Source organism: Methylobacterium segetis (genome assembly GCF_004348265.1).
GTDB lineage: Bacteria > Pseudomonadota > Alphaproteobacteria > Rhizobiales > Beijerinckiaceae > Methylobacterium > Methylobacterium segetis.
Window position 1 is genome coordinate 1 of sequence record NZ_SMNT01000114.1, and the last position, 16838, is coordinate 16838.

Consider the following 16838-nt stretch of genomic DNA (forward strand, 5'->3'; position numbering starts at 1 on the left):
CCTCTCCCGAACGGGAGAGGGGACCTGCGCCTATCCGTCGGTGAAGGCGCTCCGGTAGGCGAAGAGGCCGGGCACGCCGCCCGTCATCACGAAGAGCACGGTCGAGCCCGCCGGATAGCGGCCGGACCGGACGTCGTGCAGGAGGCCGGCGAAGGCCTTGCCGCTGTAGACCGGATCGAGGAGCAGCCCCTCGCTGCGCGCCATCAGGCGCAGGGCCTCGCGCATGGACTCGGTCGGGATCCCGTAATCCGCGCCGCGATGGGCGCCCTCCACGTCGATGTCCCGAGGCTCAAGGGGCGGGCCGGCGCCGAGCAGATCGAGGGTGGCATTCGCCTTGGCCAGCGTCGTGGCCGCCGCCTCGTCGGCCGGGGCGAGCACCGTGTGGGAGCGGGCGAGGCGCGGGTCGGCGCCCGCTGCCCGCAATCCGGCGGCGAGCCCGGCATGGGTGCCGCTGCTGCCGTTCGGGACGACGATGTTGGCGAGCGACAGGCCCATCGCCGCCGCCTGCTCCAGGATCTCGGCGGCGCAGGCGGCGTAGCCGAGGCAGCCGACCGGGCTCGATCCGCCGGAGGGGAAGACGTAGACCCGGCGGCCAGCCCTGCGCAGGGCGTCGGCCCGTTCCTCGGCCGCGGCGAGGGAATCCGCGCCGCCCGGCAATTCGTGGACATGGGCCCCGAACACTTCGTCGAGGAAGCGGTTGCCGTTGCCCGTGTAGTCGGGATCGTGCCGCTCGACGGTCCGGGTGAGGAACAGCTCGCAGGCGAAGCCCGACCGCGCCGCCGCCGCTGCGGTCAGGCGGGCGTGGTTCGATTGCAGGGCGCCGACCGTGATCACGGTGTCGGCGCCCTCGGCGCGGGCGGCGCCGAGCAGGTATTCGAGCTTGCGCAGCTTGTTGCCGCCGAGGCCGAAGCCCGCGAGGTCGTCCCGCTTCACGAGGAGGCGCACGCCGCGCAACGCCTCGCCGAGATGGCGGGCGAGGCCCGCCAGCGGCTCGATCGGGCTCGGCAGGCCGACGAGCGCGAGGCGCGGAAAGCGGTCCGGACCCGGCACGGACGCGCTACTCGGCCGCCGGCAGGGTGGCCGCGCGCAGCCGGGGTTCCTTGCCGCGGGCGGTCTCGTCGAGGGCGTCGGTGAATTGCAGGGCGGCGAGCTGCGCGTAGAGCGCGCCCTGCGCGAGCAGGCTCTCGTGCGTTCCCTCCTCGACGATCCGGCCCTCGTCGAGGACGAGGATGCGGTCGGCGGCGCGGATCGTCGCGAGGCGGTGGGCGATGACGAGGGTGGTGCGCCCCTGCATCAGCGTGTCGAGGGCGGCCTGCACCGCGCGCTCGCTCTCCGCATCGAGCGCCGAGGTGGCCTCGTCGAGGAGCAGGATCGGCGCGTCCTTCAGGATGGCGCGGGCGATGGCGATGCGCTGGCGCTGGCCGCCGGACAGGGTGACCCCGCGCTCGCCGACCAGCGTGCCGTAGCCCTCCGGCAGCGCCGCGATGAAGCCGGCCGCGTTGGCGAGGGAGGCGGCGTGCCGGACCTCGTCCTCGCTGGCGCCCGGCCGGCCGTAGCGGATGTTCTCGAGCACCGAGCCCGAGAAGACGGTCGGCTCCTGGGGCACGAGGGAGAGCCGCTCGCGCACCGCGTCCGGATCGGCCTTGGCGATGTCGACGCCGTCGATCCGCACGGAGCCCGATTGCGGGTCGTAGAAGCGCAGGAGCAGCTGGAAGATCGTGGTCTTGCCCGCGCCCGACGGGCCGACGATGGCGATGCGCTCGCCGGGTGCGGCGGTGAAGCTGACGCCGCCGAGCGAGGCGTGCTCGGGCCGCGTCGGGTAGGCGAAGCGCACGGCGTCGAACCCCACCTCGCCGCGGGCGGGCTCGGGCAGGGGACGCGGGTCCGCGGGGGCGCGGATCGCGGGCTCGGCGGCCAGGATCTCGCCGAGGCGCTCGGCGGCGCCCGCGGCCTGCGCGAGCTCGCCGTAGACCTCCGAGAGCTGGCCGAGGGCGCTCGCGCCGAACACGGCGTAGAGCACGAATTGCGAGAGCTGGCCCGCCGTCATCGTGTGGGCGAGCACCCCTTGCGCGCCGTACCACATCACGCCGACGACGCTCGACGAGATGAGGAAGATGGCGACGCCCGTGAGGAGCGCACGGGCCGTGATGGAGGCGCGGGCGGCGCCGTAGGCGTTCTCAGAGGCCCGGGCGAAGCGGTCGGCGGTCGCCCGTCCCATGCCGAAGGCCTGCATCGTGCGCACCGCCCCGACGGCTTCGGCCGCGTAGGCGGAGGCGTCCGCGAGCCGGTCCTGCGCGGCCCGCGAGCGGCGCCGCACGCCGCGTCCCGACAGGATCAGGGGGAAGACGATCAGCGGGATCGCGGCCAGCACCAGCACGGAGAGCTGCGGGCTCGTGATCACCATCATCGCCACGGCGCCGACGAACAGGAAGGCGTTGCGCAGGAGGATCGAGATCGAGACGCCGAAGACCGATTTCACCTGCGTGGCGTCGGCGGTGAGCCGCGAGACGATCTCGCCGGATTGCGCCTTGTCGAAGAAGGCGGGGTCGAGCACCGTGAGCCGGCGGAACACGGCCGAGCGCAGATCGGCGACGACGCGCTCGCCGAGGGTGACCACGGTGTAGTAGCGCGCCGCGCTCGACAGGGCGAGGACCGCGACGACGCCGAGGAGCGCGAGGAAATAGGCGTCGATGACGCTGTGGCCCTCGGGGGAGAAGCCATGGTCGATCACCCGGCGCATCGCGATCGGCACGACGAGGGTGGCGCCCGAGGCGAATAGCAGCGAGACGAAGGCGGCGAGGATCCGACCGCGATAGGCCGAGGCGAAGGGGATCAGCGGGCGCAGCGCGCTCAACGACGCCTTGCCGCGTCCTTTGCCGGGCGTCGTGTCAGGGGCGGCCATCGTGCCTCGCCGTCATCGTTTCACACTCACAGAAGATCAGGTTTCGTCCGCGCTTGTTCGCCCGGCAAGGCTGCGGTATACGCGCGCCTTCATCCGATTGCGCGTGTTCAATGGCCGCGGGCCGCCGAAACGAGCCGGTCGGCGTGGCTATTCAAGGACTTCGTCATGGCAAAGAACGCGGCCGACAAGGCCAAGGGGACCGAGCATCCCGACTACCACTTCATCAAGGTCGTGATGACCGACGGGTCCGAGTACACGACCCGCTCGACCTACGGCAAGGAAGGCGACACGCTCAACCTCGACATCGACCCGCTCACGCACCCGGCCTGGACCGGCGGCGAGCAGAAGATGCTCGATCGCGGCGGCCGCGTCTCGCGCTTCAACTCGCGCTTCGGCAGCCTCAGCTTCGGCAAGAAGTAACCGGCGCGGGTTCAACGCAGCCGATTCGGCGGGCGGCTCCTCACGGGGCCGCCCGTTTCGTTTGGGGGCGCCCGCCGCTCAGTGCGACGGCGCGAAGGCGGAGCGCAGCAGGCCCTGCTGGGCGGCGACCGGGCTCTCCTGCGGCTCCGGCGTCGGCCGGTCCTCCGAGATCAGCGTGTCGAGGTGCAGGATCCGGTCGTGCAGGCGGCGGGCGCGGCGGGTCAGGTCCTGCAGGCGCAGCGGCAGCAGGCTCAGCGTGTCCGCGCGGCTCGGATCGAGGGCGCTGAGCTTGACCCGCGTCTTCTCCTCGACCGCCTGGCCCGCCGTGATCTCGCCCTCGGCCACCGCGCGCTGCACGAGGAGCCAGGAGGCGATCTGCATCAGCAGCGTCGTCAGCCGCATGCTCTCGGCGGCGTAGCTCAGGGTCGCGTCGCGCGAGATCAGGCGCGATTCGGCGCGGCCCTCGCCGTCCAGATAGGCGGCGGTCTCCTCGACCAGCGCCATGCCGTCCCGGAACAGGGTCCGGAAGGCCTCCGAGTTGACGTAGGTCTCCCCGAAGCTGACCCAGTCCCGCTCGTCCCGGAACGTGACGTCGAACCCGTTCATCGTGCCTCCTGTGCCGCGGCCGGCTCGTTTCGTCCCGAAATGGGGCAGGGCCGGCGCTCTCGACAGCGTTCGGCGCAAATGTAGCGCCGCAGGTCGATCTCCGCTGGGTTAACCCGGCATCAAGGTTAACGCGCGAGACCGGCGCCCGGCCTTCAAGATCGCGCGATGCCGCACAGCTGCGTGAGCACAAGAAAAAAGCCGCCCGAAGGCGGCTTGAAAGGAGTCTACAGGGAGGCATCAAACAGAGTGGACGGAGGTCCCACTCGACATCCAGAAGTCTGGATGCCCCTTTTATGGATGAGAAAGGTTAACGACCGGTTAAGCTGGGGCCGCGTCAGGCGGCGAGGCTCTCGAACAGGCCCCGCCCGTCGATGCCGCCGACGAGCCCTTCGACGAAGTTCTCCGGATGCGGCATCATCCCGAGCACGTTGCGCGCCTCGGAATAGATGCCCGCGATGGAGTTCAGGGACCCGTTGCGGTTGGCGTCGATCGTCAGGGCGCCGGCCGCGTCGCAATAGCGGAAGGCGACCCGGCCCTCGCCCTCGATCCGGGCGATCGTGTCGGGATCGGCGAAGTAATTGCCCTCGCCATGCGCCACGCAGACGTCGATGACCTGGCCCTCGCGGTAGGCCGAGGTGAAGCGCGTGTCGGTCCGCTCCACACGCAGCGTTTGCCGGTGGCAGATGAAGCGGCGGTTGATGTTGCGCATGAGCACGCCCGGCAACAGGCCGGATTCGCACAGGATCTGGAAGCCGTTGCAGATGCCGAGGACGAGGCCGCCCCGCGCCGCGTGGGCCCGCACCGCATCCATCGCTGCGGCGCGCCCCGCGATCGCGCCGCAGCGGAGATAGTCGCCGTAGGAGAAGCCGCCGGGCAGCACGGCGAGGTCGGTGCCGGCCGGCAGCTCGGTCTCGGCGTGCCAGACCATGGTGACGTCGGCACCCGCGAGCCGGAGGGCGCGCGCGACGTCCCCGTCGCGGTTCGAGCCCGGGAAGACGACGATCGCCGCGCGCATCAGGCGATCTCGATCGCGTAGTTCTCGACCACCGTGTTCGCGAGCAGCTTCTCGCAGGCGGTCTTCAGCGTGGCCTCGGCGGCCGCGCGGTCGGAGCCCTCGACCTCGATGTCGAAGACCTTGCCCTGGCGGACGCCGCCGACATCCTGGATGCCGAACGACTTCAGCGCGGACTCGATCGCCTTGCCCTGGGGATCCAGCACTCCGGTCTTCAGGGTGACGATGATTCGCGCTTTCATGATCGGGGACTCGCGTGTGATCGGGGCCGTCTGCCGATAGGGTGTATTCGCTGCGCTGGCAACGGAGTGCGGCGCCCACGCCCCTTGCACGGGCGGCACCCGGCCGAGGCCGCTCGTTTCCGCACGGTGGCGTGAGGCGATGGCTCTCAGCCCGGTCGCGCCGCTCAGCGGCGGGGCGGGGCGGCCCGGATCGGCTCGATGCTGACGGCGCGCCGCCAGAGTTGCAGCATGATCCAGGCGGCCAGCAGGCTGAACAGAGCCATCAGGACGTGGCCGACGCGGTCGCCGAGCTCGAACAGGCCGGCCAGCGCCCAACCCGCAGCGATCGCGGCGGCGAAGACCTCGGTCCCGACCAGCACCATCATGCTCAGGATGGTGATGAGGTTGCGCGTGTTCACTGTCGAAACTTCCCGTCGAACCGGCTCATGGGCCGCTCAGCGCAGGGCCAGTAGCGCGATTGGTCCCTCCCGCGCAACCGAGGGCGCGGGCGACGGGGCGGGAGCGCCCGTGGCGGGCGCCAAGCCCGCCCCCGGGCCTCAGCGCGGGGCGCGCTTGGCGAGGATGCGCTGAAGCGTGCGGCGGTGCATGTTCAGCCGCCGGGCCGTCTCGGAGACGTTGCGGCCGCACAGCTCGTAGACCCGCTGGATGTGCTCCCAGCGCACGCGGTCGGCCGACATCGGGTTCTCGGGCGGGTCCGCGCGCTCGCCCGGCTGGGCCATCAGCGTCCCGTGGATCTCGTCCGCGTCGGCCGGCTTGGCGAGGTAGTCGAACGCGCCGAGCTTCACCGCCGTCACGGCGGTGGCGATGTTGCCGTAGCCCGTCAGGATGACGCCGCGCGCATCCGGGCGGCGCTCCTTCAGGCGCGCGATCACGTCGAGGCCGTTGCCGTCGCCGAGGCGCATGTCGATGACCGCGAAGGCGGGTGCGCGGGTCTCGACGGCGGTGACGCCCTCGGCGACGCTCTCCGCGACCTGGACCGCGTAGCCCCGGCTCTCCATGGCCCGGGCGAGACGCGTCGAGAAGGGCTTGTCGTCGTCTACGATCAGGAGGCTGCGGTCGGAGAAGGCCGCCAGAGGATCGTTCTCCGAGAGGGTCACGGCCTCGGCGGCGGGCGCCGAGGTCCCCGATTGCGTCAGCATACGACGCTCCTTGTTTCGTCGTGGTTGATCAGAGGTTTATATAGGTGCCGCGCTGCGTTCCGTTAGGGGTTGGCCCACAACTTCCGGAGCGTGGCGCGGGACGGCTCCGCGCTCGAAGACGGGGCGCGGCCACGCGATCTGGACGACGGCGCCCGTGCTGCCCGGCGACGACATGTTGGACAGGGTGAGCAGCGCCCCGGAGCGCTCGATCAGGGTCTTGGCGATGAACAGGCCGAGCCCCAGCCCGGCCCCCACGGTATCGCCCTGCACCGTCCGGTCGGGGCTCCGGGTCGTGACGTAGGGCTCGCCCGCGCGCAGCAGCACCTCGCTGGAGAAGCCCGGCCCGTCGTCCCGGATCTCCAGGAAGACGCGCTCCAGATCCCAGTGCGCCTCGATCACCACGCGCGAATCGGCGAAATCGACGGCGTTGTCGACGATGTTGGCGAGCCCGAACATGACGCCGGGATTGCGCCTGCAGATCGGCTCCGGGCCCTCGCCGCGGCTCGAGACCGCGAGCTGGATGCCGAGCGCGCGCTGCGGGGCCGCCAGCTCCTCGACGAGGTGGCTGAAGGTGACGGTGGCGAGGAAGCCCGTCTCGTCGCTGTCGAGGGAGGTGAGCTTCTGGAGGATGCCGCGGCAGCGGTCGACCTGCTCGCGCAGGAGTTCCAGGTCCTCGGCCACGCCGGGCGATGCGGTCGGGCCGAGCTGCCGGACGAGCTCCTTCGTCACGACCATGATGGTGCCGAGTGGCGTGCCGAGCTCGTGCGCCGCCGCCGCAGCGAGGCCGTCGAGTTGCGACAGGTGCTGCTCACGGGCAAGGACCAGCTCGGTCGCCGCGAGCGCCTGGGCGAGTTGCCGGGTCTCCTCCGCCACCCGCCACGCGTAGACGCCGGTGAAGGCGGTGCCGAGGAGGATCGCCGTCCACACCCCCGAGATGTAGAGGAAGGGCAGCTCGATCCGCCCGTCGGCGAACCAGGGCAGGGGCCGGTGGACGAGGGCGAGCAGCGTCGCGAGCCCGATCGCGAGGAGCCCGAGCGCGAGGGTCCGCTCCGGCGGCAGGGCGGTCGCCGAGATGAGGACGGGTGCGAGGAACAGGAGCGAGAACGGATTCTGCAGGCCGCCCGTCAGGAAGAGCAGGGCCGCGAGCTGGATGATGTCGAAGGCGAGGAGCAGGGCGGCCGAATCATCGCTCAGGCGGTAGCTCGCCGGGAAGCGGATGCGCAGGGCGAGGTTCAGCCAGGACGAGGCCGCGATGACGAGGAAGCACCAGCCGAAGGGCAGGGCGAGGCCGAGCCCGAACTGCGCGCCGACCACGGCCGCGCTCTGACCGGTGATCGCGAGCCAGCGCAGGCGCACGAACGTGTCGAGCCGAAGGTGGCGGGCATCTCGGACGAAGCCGTTCGGACTCGGATCAGACATGGCGACAGAACGATAGGGCCGGACCCGGCGCCGTCCAGGGTAAGCGCCAGGGTGATCGCCAAGTCGTTTGCCAAGTCGTTCGCCACGTCGTTGTGCGACGATTCATCCAGGAACGTGTAGACTGGCACTCCGTTGCCAGTCGCGTGCCGGGGGGTGCGCGTGGCGTGACGAGGACGACGCCATGGATCTCGCCTATTTCTGGTACGAAGGCGCCCGGCTGATGCTGTCGCCGGCACGCGTGGCCGCCGACGTGACGCGCCACAGCCTTCGGCACCCGGGCAATCCGGCCGCCTACTCGCCCTATGCCCGCTCGATCGCCGCGGGCTGCGAGATGTTCGAGCGCGTGACGCGCCGCTACGGCAAGCCGTCCTTCGACCTGGATGAGACGGTGGTCGGCGGCGAGCGCGTGCCCGTCACCGAGCGGGTCGTCTGGGAGCGCCCGTTCTGCCGCGTGATCAGCTTCGACCGCGGCTTCCTGCGCCGTCCCGCCGAGCCCCAATCGAAGCTCCTGATCGTCGCGCCGATGTCGGGCCACTACGCCACGCTGCTGCGCGGCACCGTGGAGGCCATGCTGCCGAACCACGACGTCTACATCACCGACTGGGCCGATGCGCGGATGGTGCCGATCACCGCCGGCAACTTCGATCTCGACACCTACATCGATTATCTCAAGGACATCTTCCGGGACCTCGGACCGGACCTGCACGTCATGGCCGTCTGCCAGCCCGCCGTGCCGGTGATCGCGGCGGTGGCCGTGATGGAGGCGCAGGACGCCGCCGGCGTCCCCCTCTCGATGACGCTGATGGGCGGCCCCATCGACACGCGCCGCTCGCCGACCGCGGTCAACTGCCTCGCGCAGGAGCGCGGCTCGGACTGGTTCGAGCGCCATTGCATCACTCTGGTGCCGCCGATCTATCCGGGGGGATGGCGGCGCGTCTATCCGGGCTTCCTGCAGCTCTCGGGGTTCATGGCGATGAACCTCGACCGGCACGTCACCGCCCACGCCGAGATGTTCGACCATCTCGTGAAGGGCGACGGCGACTCGGCCGAGAAGCACCGCGACTTCTACGACGAGTACCTCGCCGTGATGGACCTCACCGCCGAGTTCTACCTGCAGACGGTGCGCACGGTGTTCGTCGAGCACGCCCTGCCGAACGGCACGATGCTGCATCATGGCGCCCCGGTCGACCTCACCGCCATCCGGCGTTGCGCGATCCTCGCCGTCGAGGGCGAGAACGACGACATCTCCGGCGTCGGGCAGACCCGGGCGGCCCTCGACCTCACCCCGAACCTGCCCGACGCGCGCAAGGTCTATCACCTGCAGACGGGGGTGGGGCATTACGGCGTGTTCAACGGCTCGCGCTTCCGCAGCGTGATCGCGCCGCGGATCACGCGCTTCACCCGCGAGATGGAGGCGCGTCCGACGACGGTCCCGCATCTGCGTCGGGTCGTCTGAGGCGGCGCGCAGGGAGCCGATCCCGAACGAACGGACCGGCTCGGAGCGGGATGCCCCATCGACGCGAGGAATTCCCGACGCTGTGGCGCCGAGCGGCTGGAGCAATCGCGGCCGCCGGCTTAAGCTTGAGCATGCCTCTCGCCCTCCTGCGTCGGCCCGATCCCGAGCACCTCGACATCCTCCACGGGGGTGAGCCCCTGCGCGTATCCCTACGGCGCTGGCCTGCGGCGCGCCGTCTGACCCTGCGCGTCTCGCAGGCGACCGGCGAGGTGATCCTGACGCTACCGACGCGAACCTCGATCGCGACCGCGCAGCGTTTCGTGGCAAGCCATGGCGGCTGGATCGCGGCGCGCCTCGCCCGCGTCCCGGCCCGCGTCCTCTTCGAGCCCGGGGCGAGCCTGCCCGTGCGCGGCGTCCCGCACAGGATCGAGCTTCGCGGCGCCCGCAGCGGCGCGACGCGCCTGGAGCAGATCGGCGGCGAGGCGGTGATCTCGGTCTCCTGCGACCCCGCCTTCGTCGGCCGGCGCGTGCGCGACTGGCTGCAGCGCGAGGTCCGCGCGGATCTCGCCGAGGCGGTCGCGCGCTACACGGCCGCGCTCGGGCAGGCGCCGACCCGGATCACGATCCGCGACACGCGCAGCCGCTGGGGATCCTGCACCGCGCGGGGCGAGCTGAATTTCTCCTGGCGCCTGATCCTGGCGCCGCCCCTCGTGCTCGACTACCTCGTCGCGCACGAGATGGCGCATCTGCGCGAGATGAACCACTCGCAGCGCTTCTGGAGCCTTCTCGGCGACCTCTGCCCGCACGTCGACGAGGCGGAAGCCTGGCTCAAGCGCAACGGTGCGAGCCTGCACCGCTACGGTTGAGCCAAGCTCCCGCTCGCCCTCAGCCCTTCACGCGCAGGACGCGCTCCCGCGAGACGCGCTCGACGGGCCAGGTGGGGCGCGGGTCGACCTCGCCGGGGTTCAGGGTGCGCGGCGCCACGCTGTCACAGAGTTCCCGCTGCCGGACGATCGTGGCATGCCCGTCGGCGTCCCGGCGGCGGATGAAGCCGCCTTCGTGGCAGAAGCCCGCGATCGCCGCCGAGGAGCCGGCGCGCCGCCCGTAGGGATTGCGCGAGACGGGCGGGTGCTCGACCGTCAGTGTCGCGTCGCGGTTGAGCGACCGCTCGACATACGTCGTCTCGCCGATGGGCAGGCCCTGCGCGGCGGCCTGGGAGAGACCGGCTCCGAGAAGAAGGGCCGGGAGGAGGATGTGACGCATGGGGGACTCGATCCGGATCAGGGGCACTGGTCCATCCAATCTAGAGCTTGGCCGCGCCGAGGGGTAGCACAATGTGGCGAAAATGAGCCGCGGCCGGTCGCTTGACAGGGTACGGCCCAGCATGGTCGGAACACCGGGCTCCCGGCCCCGTGCCCCTTCGGGCCGGGGCGTTCCAGCAAGGATGTGTCGCGTGGGTCTGCGGAAGAGGCTCGATCGAATCCGGTGCGCCGCCGCCTCCCTCGCCGTCGCATGGCCCCTGGTCGCGGGGCTCGGCGTCGCGGGCGCCGCAGCCCAGGGCACCGTCCGGAAGACCTTCGACGACTGGCAATTGCGCTGCGAGACGCCCGCGGGCGCGAAGGCGGAGCAATGCGCGCTGGTCCAGTACCTCGCGGCGGAGGACCGGCCGAACCTGTCCCTCGTCGTCATCGTTCTGAAGACCGCCGACAACCGCGGCTACCTGCTGCGGGTCGTTGCCCCGCTCGGCATCCTGCTGCCCTCCGGGCTCGGCCTGAAGATCGACCAGACCGATATCGGGCGCGCGGGCTTCGTACGCTGCCTGACCACCGGCTGCGTCGCCGAGGTGGTGATGGACGACAACCTGATCCGTCAGTTCAAGGCCGGCTCGCAGGCGACGTTCATCGTGTTCCAGACCCCGGAGGAGGGCGTCGGCATCCCTCTCTCGATGAAGGGGTTCGGCGGCGGCTTCGACAATCTGAAATAGCCGCGCCGCGGGGAGGGGCGGCCACGCCGCCGCCGGGAGGACGACGTGATGCGTGTTCGTGTGAGAGCGGGGGTCCCGGCACTGGTTCTGGCGCTCGCCGCCACGGCCGCCGGCGCCGAGGAGGGCAACTTCCTCTCCAATATGTTCAAGTATGGCGGGCCCACCGTGCCGCCCTCGCAGGGCAAGGACCTGGAGCCGCCCTATTGCCCGCCGGTCGGCGTCTCGGAGGGAGGGGCGGCCCTGCAGACGCTGGGCGGGCGCGCGGGCGACAAGGCCAGCATCCGCACGCAGATCACGCTCGGACGGCTCGCCCGCGAATGCACCCGCCGCGAGGACGGCTCGATCACGGTCAAGGTCGGCGTCGAGGGGCGCGTCCTGCTAGGTCCGGCCGGCGCACCGGGCCGCTTCGACGTGCCGCTCACCATCGCCGTCAAGTCCGACGAGAAGGTCGTGGTGTCCCGCTTCCGCAGGCTCTCCGCCTCGGTCGGCGCGGGCGAGGCGCAGGGCTTCTTCTCGGTGGTCGAGGAGGACATCTCCGTCCCGGCCGCGATGACCCGCGACTACGAGATCGAAGTCGGGCTCGGCGGCGGAGCGAAGGCCGCGAAGGCGCCCGCCCGCCGCAAGCCACCGGTGGCGGCCGCGCCCGCTTCGCCCGAGCAGACCGGCGCGAGCCAGTGAGGGCGGCCTCCCGGCCCGCCGCCTGACGGGGCCGCATGCCGATCCCGACGAGTGCCCGCCCCTGGCTCGGCCGCGCGACGCCGTTCTCGCTGGAGCCGACCGACGATCCGGTCTTCACCCGTCGCCTCCGCATTCCCGCGGCAGGGGAGGGGGACTGGATCACGCTCACCGTTCTCGGCGACCCGTCGAAGGCGCCGCTCCGGCCGATGCTGCGGCTGCTCCGGGCCGGGCGGCCCGACGAGGAGTTCCTCCTGCCGGGCGTCACCGAGGGCGCGGCGCACTGGCTCGGCTACCTGCCGGCCGGGCTGCGCGAGATCCGCCTCGCCGCCGGCCCCGGCCTCCGGCTCGACCGCGTCGGGCTGCGCACCCGGGCCAGCGTGTTCATGGAGTGCCTGTTCAAGCGGCCGCGGCGGTTCCCGGCCGCGCTCTACACCTTCCTGCGCCGCGACGAGCGCCGCTTCCGCGACATCCTCCGCGGGTCCTGCGCCGTCACGCCGCTCGCCCGCTACGCGGCCTGGGCCGCCGCCCGCACCGGGCCGCCCGCGAAGACGCCCGATCCGACGGCAGGCCCGCTGCGCATCCTGATTCCCGCCGGGGGAGGGGAGGGCGCCGGCCTCGCCCGGACGCTCGCCTCGCTGCGCGCCCAGGCGCATCCGGGCTGGCAGGCCCTCGTGCTCCACGCGGCGGGCGGCCGCCACGTCCCGAACGATGATCCGCGCGTCGCGCAGCGCCCGTTCGCGCCGGACGAGACCCTCGCCGATCTCGTCGAGGCGAGCGACGCGATCCTCCCGCTCAGTCCGGGCGACGCGCTGCGACCCGAGGCTCTCGCCCGCCTCGGAGCGCGCCTCCATGCCCGCTCCGATCTCGACCTCGTCTACGCCGACGCGCTCGACCCGGACGGGCGGCCACTGCTGAAGCCCGACTGGAGCCCCGACCTCGCGCTGGCGACCGCTTATGTCGGCCGCCCGGCCCTCTATTCCGCCCGTCTTCTCCTGCGCGCCGGCGGCTCGGCCGCGGATGCGCCGGCGCTCGTCGGCGCGCTCGCGATCGCTACGGCGTCGGCCCGGGCGGTCGAGCACGTACCGCAGGTTCTCTGCGATCTCGCCGCGCCGGCCTCCGCGCCCTCCGCCGAGGAGGTCGGACGGGTCCTCGCCGCCATCGCCTCGCCTGCCATCGCCGAGGCCCGCGAGGGCGGCGTCCTGCTCCGCTGGCCGCTGCCCGACCCCGCGCCGCTCGTCAGCGTCGTCATCCCCTCCCGCGACCGCATCGACCTCATCGCCCGCGTCTGCCGGGGCGTCCTGCAGGAGACGGGCTACGCGGCCCTCGAACTCGTCATCGTCGACAACGGATCGACCGATCCGGCCGTGCTCGCCCATTACGAGGCCTTGCGCCGCGACGACCGGGTCCGAATCGTGCCCCATCCCGAGCCCTTCAACTTCTCCGCCATGGTGAATGCGGGCGTCGCCGCCGCGGCGGGGGAGGTGGTGGTGCTCCTCAACAACGACGTCGCGGTGCTCGGCGCGGGCTGGCTCGAGGCGATGGTCCGGCAGGCCTGCCGGCCGGAGGTCGGAGCGGTCGGCGCCAAGCTCCTCTACGGGGACGGGCGCCTCCAGCACGCGGGCGTCGTGGTCGGCCTGGGTGGCCGGGCCGGGCACAGCCTGCGCCGCCGCCCCGCCGGGTCGCCGGGGCGCCTCGGCCAATTGTGCGTCGCGCACGAGGTCTCGGCGGTGACGGCCGCCTGCCTCGCCGTCCGGCGCGACCGCTACCAGGCGGTCGGCGGCTTCGACGCGGAGGCCTTCCCGGTCGATTTCAACGACGTCGATTTCTGCCTGCGCCTCGGCGCGGCGGGCTGGAAGACGGTCTGGACGCCGGAGGCCGAGCTCGCGCATCTCGAATCCGTGAGCCGCGGCCCGGCCGTCGGCGCGGCGCGCAGGCGCTTCGAGGCCGAGGCCGCGCGCTTCTCCGAGCGCTGGCGGGCCATCATCCGCCACGACCCGTTCTACCACCCGGCGCTCTCGGTCACGACCTTCGGCGAGGATCTCGAATAGGCGGGCAGGAGAAAGGGGCCGCCGCTTCCGCGGGGCCCCTTGGCAGAGGTTCCGACGATCCGGCCGGAGCCGGGCCGATTACTGGACGAGGCGCGGGCCGCCCGTCTGGACCTTCTCGTTCTCGGACATGATCCCGAGGCGCTTGGCGACCTCGGTATAGGCCTCGATCAGGCCGCCGAGATCCTTGCGGAAGCGGTCCTTGTCGAGCTTGTCCGACGACTTGATGTCCCACAGGCGGCAGGAATCCGGGGAGATCTCGTCGGCCACCACGATCCGCATCAGGTCGCCCTCCCAGAGGCGGCCCGTCTCCATCTTGAAGTCCACGAGCCGGATGCCGACCCCGAGGAAGAGGCCCGACAGGAAGTCGTTCACCCGGATGGCGAGCGCCATGATGTCGTCGATCTCCTGCGGCGTCGCCCAGCCGAAGGCGGTGATGTGCTCCTCCGAGACCATCGGGTCGTTGAGCTGGTCGTTCTTGTAGTAGAACTCGATGATCGAGCGCGGCAGTTGCGTGCCTTCCTCGAGGCCGAGCCGCGTCGCGAGCGAGCCCGCCGCCACGTTGCGCACCACCACCTCAAGCGGGATGATCTCGACTTCGCGGATCAGCTGCTCGCGCATGTTCAGGCGGCGGATGAAGTGGGTCGGCACGCCGATATCGTTGAGGTGCTGGAAGACGAATTCCGAGATCCGGTTGTTCAGCACGCCCTTGCCGTCGATGACCTCGTGCTTCTTCGCGTTGAAGGCGGTCGCATCGTCCTTGAAGTGCTGGATGAGCGTTCCGGGCTCCGGACCCTCGTAGAGGACCTTCGCCTTGCCCTCGTAGATGCGACGGCGGCGGTTCATAGGCGTGTACCGTGGTTTGAGGAAGTCCATGGGCCGTGACTCCTTGGCGACCAAACGATGTGCGGAATCCGCGGCGTGGCGGCCTGATCGAAGGCCGGGCCGCGCGTGCTTATCGTTGCCGATCGCCACCGGCGGCCGGCTGCCAAAGTACCCGAAGCGGGTTGGCAGCACAACGCGTTAGCCTTGCGCGCGATCCCGTCGCGCGTCCTGCGGGAGGCCCGGACCCTCGCGGAGAGGGCGCGCGTCAGAGGGTCTTCGAGGGGTAGCGGCAGAGATCGTTGATGGGGCAGCGCGGGCATTCCGGCCGGCGCGCCTTGCAGATGTAGCGCCCGAACAGGATCAGCCAGTGATGCGCGTTCAGGCGGTAGGGCGCGGGCACGATCGCCTCGAGCCCCGCCTGCACCTTGTCGGTGGTCGGCGCCACCACGAGGGGGATCCGGTTCGAGACCCGGAAGATGTGGGTATCGACCGCGATCGTCTCGACGCCGAAGGCCACGTTCAGCACCACGCTCGCGGTCTTCGTGCCGACGCCCGGCAACACCTCCAGCGCGTCGCGCGCGCGGCACCGCCCCCCCATGCCGCTCCACCAGGATCTGCGAGAGGGCGATGACGTTCTTCGCCTTGGTGTTGAAGAGGCCGATCGTCCGGATGAAGTCGCGCACCCGCTCCTCGCCGAGGCCGAGCATCTTCTCCGGCGTGTCGGCGACCGCGAAGAGGGGCGCCGTCGCGAGGTTGACGCTGCGGTCGGTCGCCTGGGCCGAGAGCACGACGGCGACGAGGAGCGTGTAGGCGTTGACGTAGGCGAGCTCGGCGCGCGGCTCCGGGTTGAGGCCACTCAGCCGCCGGAAGATCTCCGCGACGGTCTCGGGCCCGACGGGCGCCGGCGCCGTCTCCACGCGGGCGACGAGGGGAGCTTCGAGGTCCGCTGCGACGCGGCTTTTCCCGGTGCGGATCGACTGACGGCGGGCCATGGCCGCCTTATATGGTGTGCATGGCGAGCGGCAACCTTTCGGCCCATCCCGACGGCCTCGATCCCGACAGCATGGACCGGCCCGTCTTCTCGGCGACGATCCGGCCGCACCAATCCTTAGGCCGCCGGGGCTTCCGCGTCGTGATGGCGGGCTGCTGCCTCGTCTCGGTCGCCACCTCGATCTGGTGCATCCGCATGGGCTTCTGGCCGGTGGCGGGATTCTTCGGCATCGACATGCTGGCGCTCTACGCGGCCCTGAAGGTGAGCGCGCGCCGCGGCCGCTCCTTCGAGGAGGTGATGATCTCCCAGATCGAGGTGCTGCTCGCGCGGGTCAGCCACCGGGGCGAGCGGCGCGAATGGCGGTTCAACCCGCTCTGGACGAAGATCGCGAAGGTGGAGGACGAGGAATACGGCCTGCAGCGCCTGACCCTGGTGTCGCGGCGGCAGGCAGTGCTCGTCGCCCGCGACGCCTCGCCCGACGAGCGCGCGCGCATCGCGCAGGGCCTCGATCGGGCGCTGGCCTTCGTGAAGAAGGGCTACTGAGCGGCGCCGGGGCGGGTCCTGTCACGGTCGTGTCGCGGGATTTTCATGGGTCTGTGATTTTTCGGGTTGACGATTTTGGGGGTGGTCCGTATACCGCTGCTCATCGGCGCCGGCCGCGGAAGTGGCCCGGGCGCTGAAACGTCTCTTGGACAATCTGAGCTTTGGGCTTGGCTTCGGTCGGGCTGGGCGTGGTTGTCCGCTACGGGTTCTTCGGGCCTGTGTTCTTTGACAAGTTCATCTGAGGAAGAGAAGCGTGGACGGCGCGTGTCCTTGCGGATCTGGCTTTGTGCTGGATCGTGAGTGGATACAAGCTGTTTACGGTTCGAGAGCTCACACGATCTGGGCGGCGACGTCTGGATTGGTTGTGAGCCTCTGTCAAACGTGATCAGCTATGATCGAGCTCTTTAACTTGAGAGTTTGATCCTGGCTCAGAGCGAACGCTGGCGGCAGGCTTAACACATGCAAGTCGAACGCTCGTCTTCGGACGGGAGTGGCAGACGGGTGAGTAACACGTGGGAACGTACCCTTTGGTTCGGAATAACACAGGGAAACTTGTGCTAATACCGGATACGCCCT

At 70.9% G+C, this 16838-nt stretch carries 17 protein-coding genes, 1 rRNA gene and 1 pseudogene; 8 read left to right on the forward strand and 11 right to left on the reverse strand.

What is annotated here, in order from left to right; all coding sequences use genetic code 11:
• Positions 1-30: 30 nt before the first annotated feature.
• Together E1J50_RS22365 and E1J50_RS22370 are read right to left on the reverse strand one after the other, a co-directional pair.
• On the reverse strand, positions 31-1050 hold the full coding sequence (locus E1J50_RS22365; protein ID WP_132249539.1) for a D-cysteine desulfhydrase family protein: 1020 nt from the start codon (positions 1048-1050) through the stop codon (positions 31-33).
• Positions 1051-1057: 7 nt separating this feature from the next.
• The gene (locus E1J50_RS22370; RefSeq protein WP_132255985.1) at positions 1058-2902 is read right to left on the reverse strand and encodes an ABC transporter transmembrane domain-containing protein; all 1845 of its coding nucleotides are present in this window, start codon (positions 2900-2902) and stop codon (positions 1058-1060) included.
• Between the two features lie 165 nt (positions 2903-3067).
• On the opposite strand from E1J50_RS22370, the gene rpmE reads away from it, so the two are divergent.
• On the forward strand, positions 3068-3322 hold the full coding sequence (gene rpmE / locus E1J50_RS22375) for a 50S ribosomal protein L31 (RefSeq protein ID WP_132255986.1): 255 nt from the start codon (positions 3068-3070) through the stop codon (positions 3320-3322).
• Between the two features lie 78 nt (positions 3323-3400).
• On the opposite strand, the gene rcdA is transcribed toward rpmE, so the two are convergent.
• From rcdA to E1J50_RS22405, 6 genes are all read right to left on the reverse strand, one after another.
• Entirely contained in the window at positions 3401-3928 is a 528-nt protein-coding gene (gene rcdA, locus E1J50_RS22380; RefSeq protein ID WP_132255987.1) for a protease adaptor protein RcdA, read from the reverse strand.
• 334 nt (positions 3929-4262) lie between these two features.
• On the reverse strand, positions 4263-4943 hold the full coding sequence (gene purQ / locus E1J50_RS22385) for a phosphoribosylformylglycinamidine synthase subunit PurQ (protein ID WP_132255988.1): 681 nt from the start codon (positions 4941-4943) through the stop codon (positions 4263-4265).
• Positions 4943-5182: a phosphoribosylformylglycinamidine synthase subunit PurS gene (gene purS, locus E1J50_RS22390; RefSeq protein ID WP_132255989.1), complete on the reverse strand. Its 240-nt coding sequence runs from the start codon at positions 5180-5182 to the stop codon at positions 4943-4945. Before purS ends, purQ begins: the two co-directional genes overlap by 1 nt.
• A 164-nt stretch (positions 5183-5346) precedes the next feature.
• Complete coding sequence (locus tag E1J50_RS22395) at positions 5347-5580, reverse strand: hypothetical protein (protein WP_132255990.1); 234 nt, start codon at positions 5578-5580, stop codon at positions 5347-5349.
• A 138-nt stretch (positions 5581-5718) separates the two neighbouring features.
• Positions 5719-6321, reverse strand: coding sequence for an ActR/PrrA/RegA family redox response regulator transcription factor (locus E1J50_RS22400; RefSeq protein WP_132255991.1), 603 nt, complete (start codon positions 6319-6321; stop codon positions 5719-5721).
• A 36-nt stretch (positions 6322-6357) separates the two neighbouring features.
• On the reverse strand, positions 6358-7740 hold the full coding sequence (locus E1J50_RS22405) for an ActS/PrrB/RegB family redox-sensitive histidine kinase (RefSeq protein ID WP_132255992.1): 1383 nt from the start codon (positions 7738-7740) through the stop codon (positions 6358-6360).
• A 181-nt stretch (positions 7741-7921) separates the two neighbouring features.
• On the opposite strand from E1J50_RS22405, the gene E1J50_RS22410 reads away from it, so the two are divergent.
• Both E1J50_RS22410 and E1J50_RS22415 read left to right on the forward strand, forming a co-directional pair.
• Complete coding sequence (locus tag E1J50_RS22410; protein WP_132255993.1) at positions 7922-9196, forward strand: polyhydroxyalkanoate depolymerase; 1275 nt, start codon at positions 7922-7924, stop codon at positions 9194-9196.
• Between the two features lie 131 nt (positions 9197-9327).
• Complete coding sequence (locus tag E1J50_RS22415) at positions 9328-10062, forward strand: M48 family metallopeptidase (RefSeq protein WP_132255994.1); 735 nt, start codon at positions 9328-9330, stop codon at positions 10060-10062.
• Positions 10063-10081: 19 nt separating this feature from the next.
• On the opposite strand, the gene E1J50_RS22420 is transcribed toward E1J50_RS22415, so the two are convergent.
• Complete coding sequence (locus E1J50_RS22420; protein WP_207919271.1) at positions 10082-10459, reverse strand: hypothetical protein; 378 nt, start codon at positions 10457-10459, stop codon at positions 10082-10084.
• A 181-nt stretch (positions 10460-10640) separates the two neighbouring features.
• Between E1J50_RS22420 and E1J50_RS22425 the strand changes: the two genes are divergently transcribed.
• From E1J50_RS22425 to E1J50_RS22435, 3 genes are read left to right on the forward strand one after another with little or no spacing between them, the layout of a single operon-like run.
• Complete coding sequence (locus E1J50_RS22425) at positions 10641-11180, forward strand: invasion associated locus B family protein (protein ID WP_132255995.1); 540 nt, start codon at positions 10641-10643, stop codon at positions 11178-11180.
• Between the two features lie 48 nt (positions 11181-11228).
• Positions 11229-11858, forward strand: coding sequence for a hypothetical protein (locus E1J50_RS22430; protein ID WP_132255996.1), 630 nt, complete (start codon positions 11229-11231; stop codon positions 11856-11858).
• 35 nt (positions 11859-11893) lie between these two features.
• Positions 11894-13906 (forward strand): glycosyltransferase family 2 protein, encoded by a 2013-nt coding sequence (locus E1J50_RS22435; RefSeq protein WP_132255997.1) that lies wholly within the window; start codon positions 11894-11896, stop codon positions 13904-13906.
• A gap of 78 nt (positions 13907-13984) precedes the next feature.
• Here E1J50_RS22435 and purC read toward each other — a convergent pair whose 3' ends face one another.
• Both purC and nth read right to left on the reverse strand, forming a co-directional pair.
• Positions 13985-14779 carry a phosphoribosylaminoimidazolesuccinocarboxamide synthase gene (gene purC / locus E1J50_RS22440; RefSeq protein WP_109891388.1) on the reverse strand — a complete coding sequence of 265 codons (795 nt, stop codon included), beginning with the start codon at positions 14777-14779 and terminating at the stop codon, positions 13985-13987.
• A gap of 214 nt (positions 14780-14993) precedes the next feature.
• A pseudogene (gene nth, locus E1J50_RS22445) lies at positions 14994-15720 on the reverse strand (endonuclease III).
• A 20-nt stretch (positions 15721-15740) separates the two neighbouring features.
• On the opposite strand from nth, the gene E1J50_RS22450 reads away from it, so the two are divergent.
• Complete coding sequence (locus E1J50_RS22450; RefSeq protein ID WP_132255998.1) at positions 15741-16262, forward strand: DUF2244 domain-containing protein; 522 nt, start codon at positions 15741-15743, stop codon at positions 16260-16262.
• A gap of 405 nt (positions 16263-16667) precedes the next feature.
• Positions 16668-16838: ribosomal RNA gene (locus tag E1J50_RS22455) — 16S ribosomal RNA — on the forward strand; the annotation flags it as partial.

Excerpts from the sequence above, each read along its gene's own strand:
- E1J50_RS22370 (WP_132255985.1), bottom strand. The coding sequence starts at position 2,902 with ATGGCCGCCCCTGACACGACGCCCGGCAAAGGACGCGGCAAGGCGTCG.
- rpmE (WP_132255986.1), top strand. The coding sequence starts at position 3,068 with ATGGCAAAGAACGCGGCCGACAAGGCCAAGGGGACCGAGCATCCCGAC.
- rcdA (WP_132255987.1), bottom strand. The coding sequence starts at position 3,928 with ATGAACGGGTTCGACGTCACGTTCCGGGACGAGCGGGACTGGGTCAGC.
- purQ (WP_132255988.1), bottom strand. The coding sequence starts at position 4,943 with ATGCGCGCGGCGATCGTCGTCTTCCCGGGCTCGAACCGCGACGGGGAC.
- purS (WP_132255989.1), bottom strand. The coding sequence starts at position 5,182 with ATGAAAGCGCGAATCATCGTCACCCTGAAGACCGGAGTGCTGGATCCC.
- E1J50_RS22400 (WP_132255991.1), bottom strand. The coding sequence starts at position 6,321 with ATGCTGACGCAATCGGGGACCTCGGCGCCCGCCGCCGAGGCCGTGACC.
- E1J50_RS22405 (WP_132255992.1), bottom strand. The coding sequence starts at position 7,740 with ATGTCTGATCCGAGTCCGAACGGCTTCGTCCGAGATGCCCGCCACCTT.
- E1J50_RS22410 (WP_132255993.1), top strand. The coding sequence starts at position 7,922 with ATGGATCTCGCCTATTTCTGGTACGAAGGCGCCCGGCTGATGCTGTCG.
- E1J50_RS22415 (WP_132255994.1), top strand. The coding sequence starts at position 9,328 with ATGCCTCTCGCCCTCCTGCGTCGGCCCGATCCCGAGCACCTCGACATC.
- E1J50_RS22420 (WP_207919271.1), bottom strand. The coding sequence starts at position 10,459 with ATGCGTCACATCCTCCTCCCGGCCCTTCTTCTCGGAGCCGGTCTCTCC.
- E1J50_RS22425 (WP_132255995.1), top strand. The coding sequence starts at position 10,641 with ATGTGTCGCGTGGGTCTGCGGAAGAGGCTCGATCGAATCCGGTGCGCC.
- E1J50_RS22430 (WP_132255996.1), top strand. The coding sequence starts at position 11,229 with ATGCGTGTTCGTGTGAGAGCGGGGGTCCCGGCACTGGTTCTGGCGCTC.
- E1J50_RS22435 (WP_132255997.1), top strand. The coding sequence starts at position 11,894 with ATGCCGATCCCGACGAGTGCCCGCCCCTGGCTCGGCCGCGCGACGCCG.
- purC (WP_109891388.1), bottom strand. The coding sequence starts at position 14,779 with ATGGACTTCCTCAAACCACGGTACACGCCTATGAACCGCCGCCGTCGC.
- E1J50_RS22450 (WP_132255998.1), top strand. The coding sequence starts at position 15,741 with ATGGCGAGCGGCAACCTTTCGGCCCATCCCGACGGCCTCGATCCCGAC.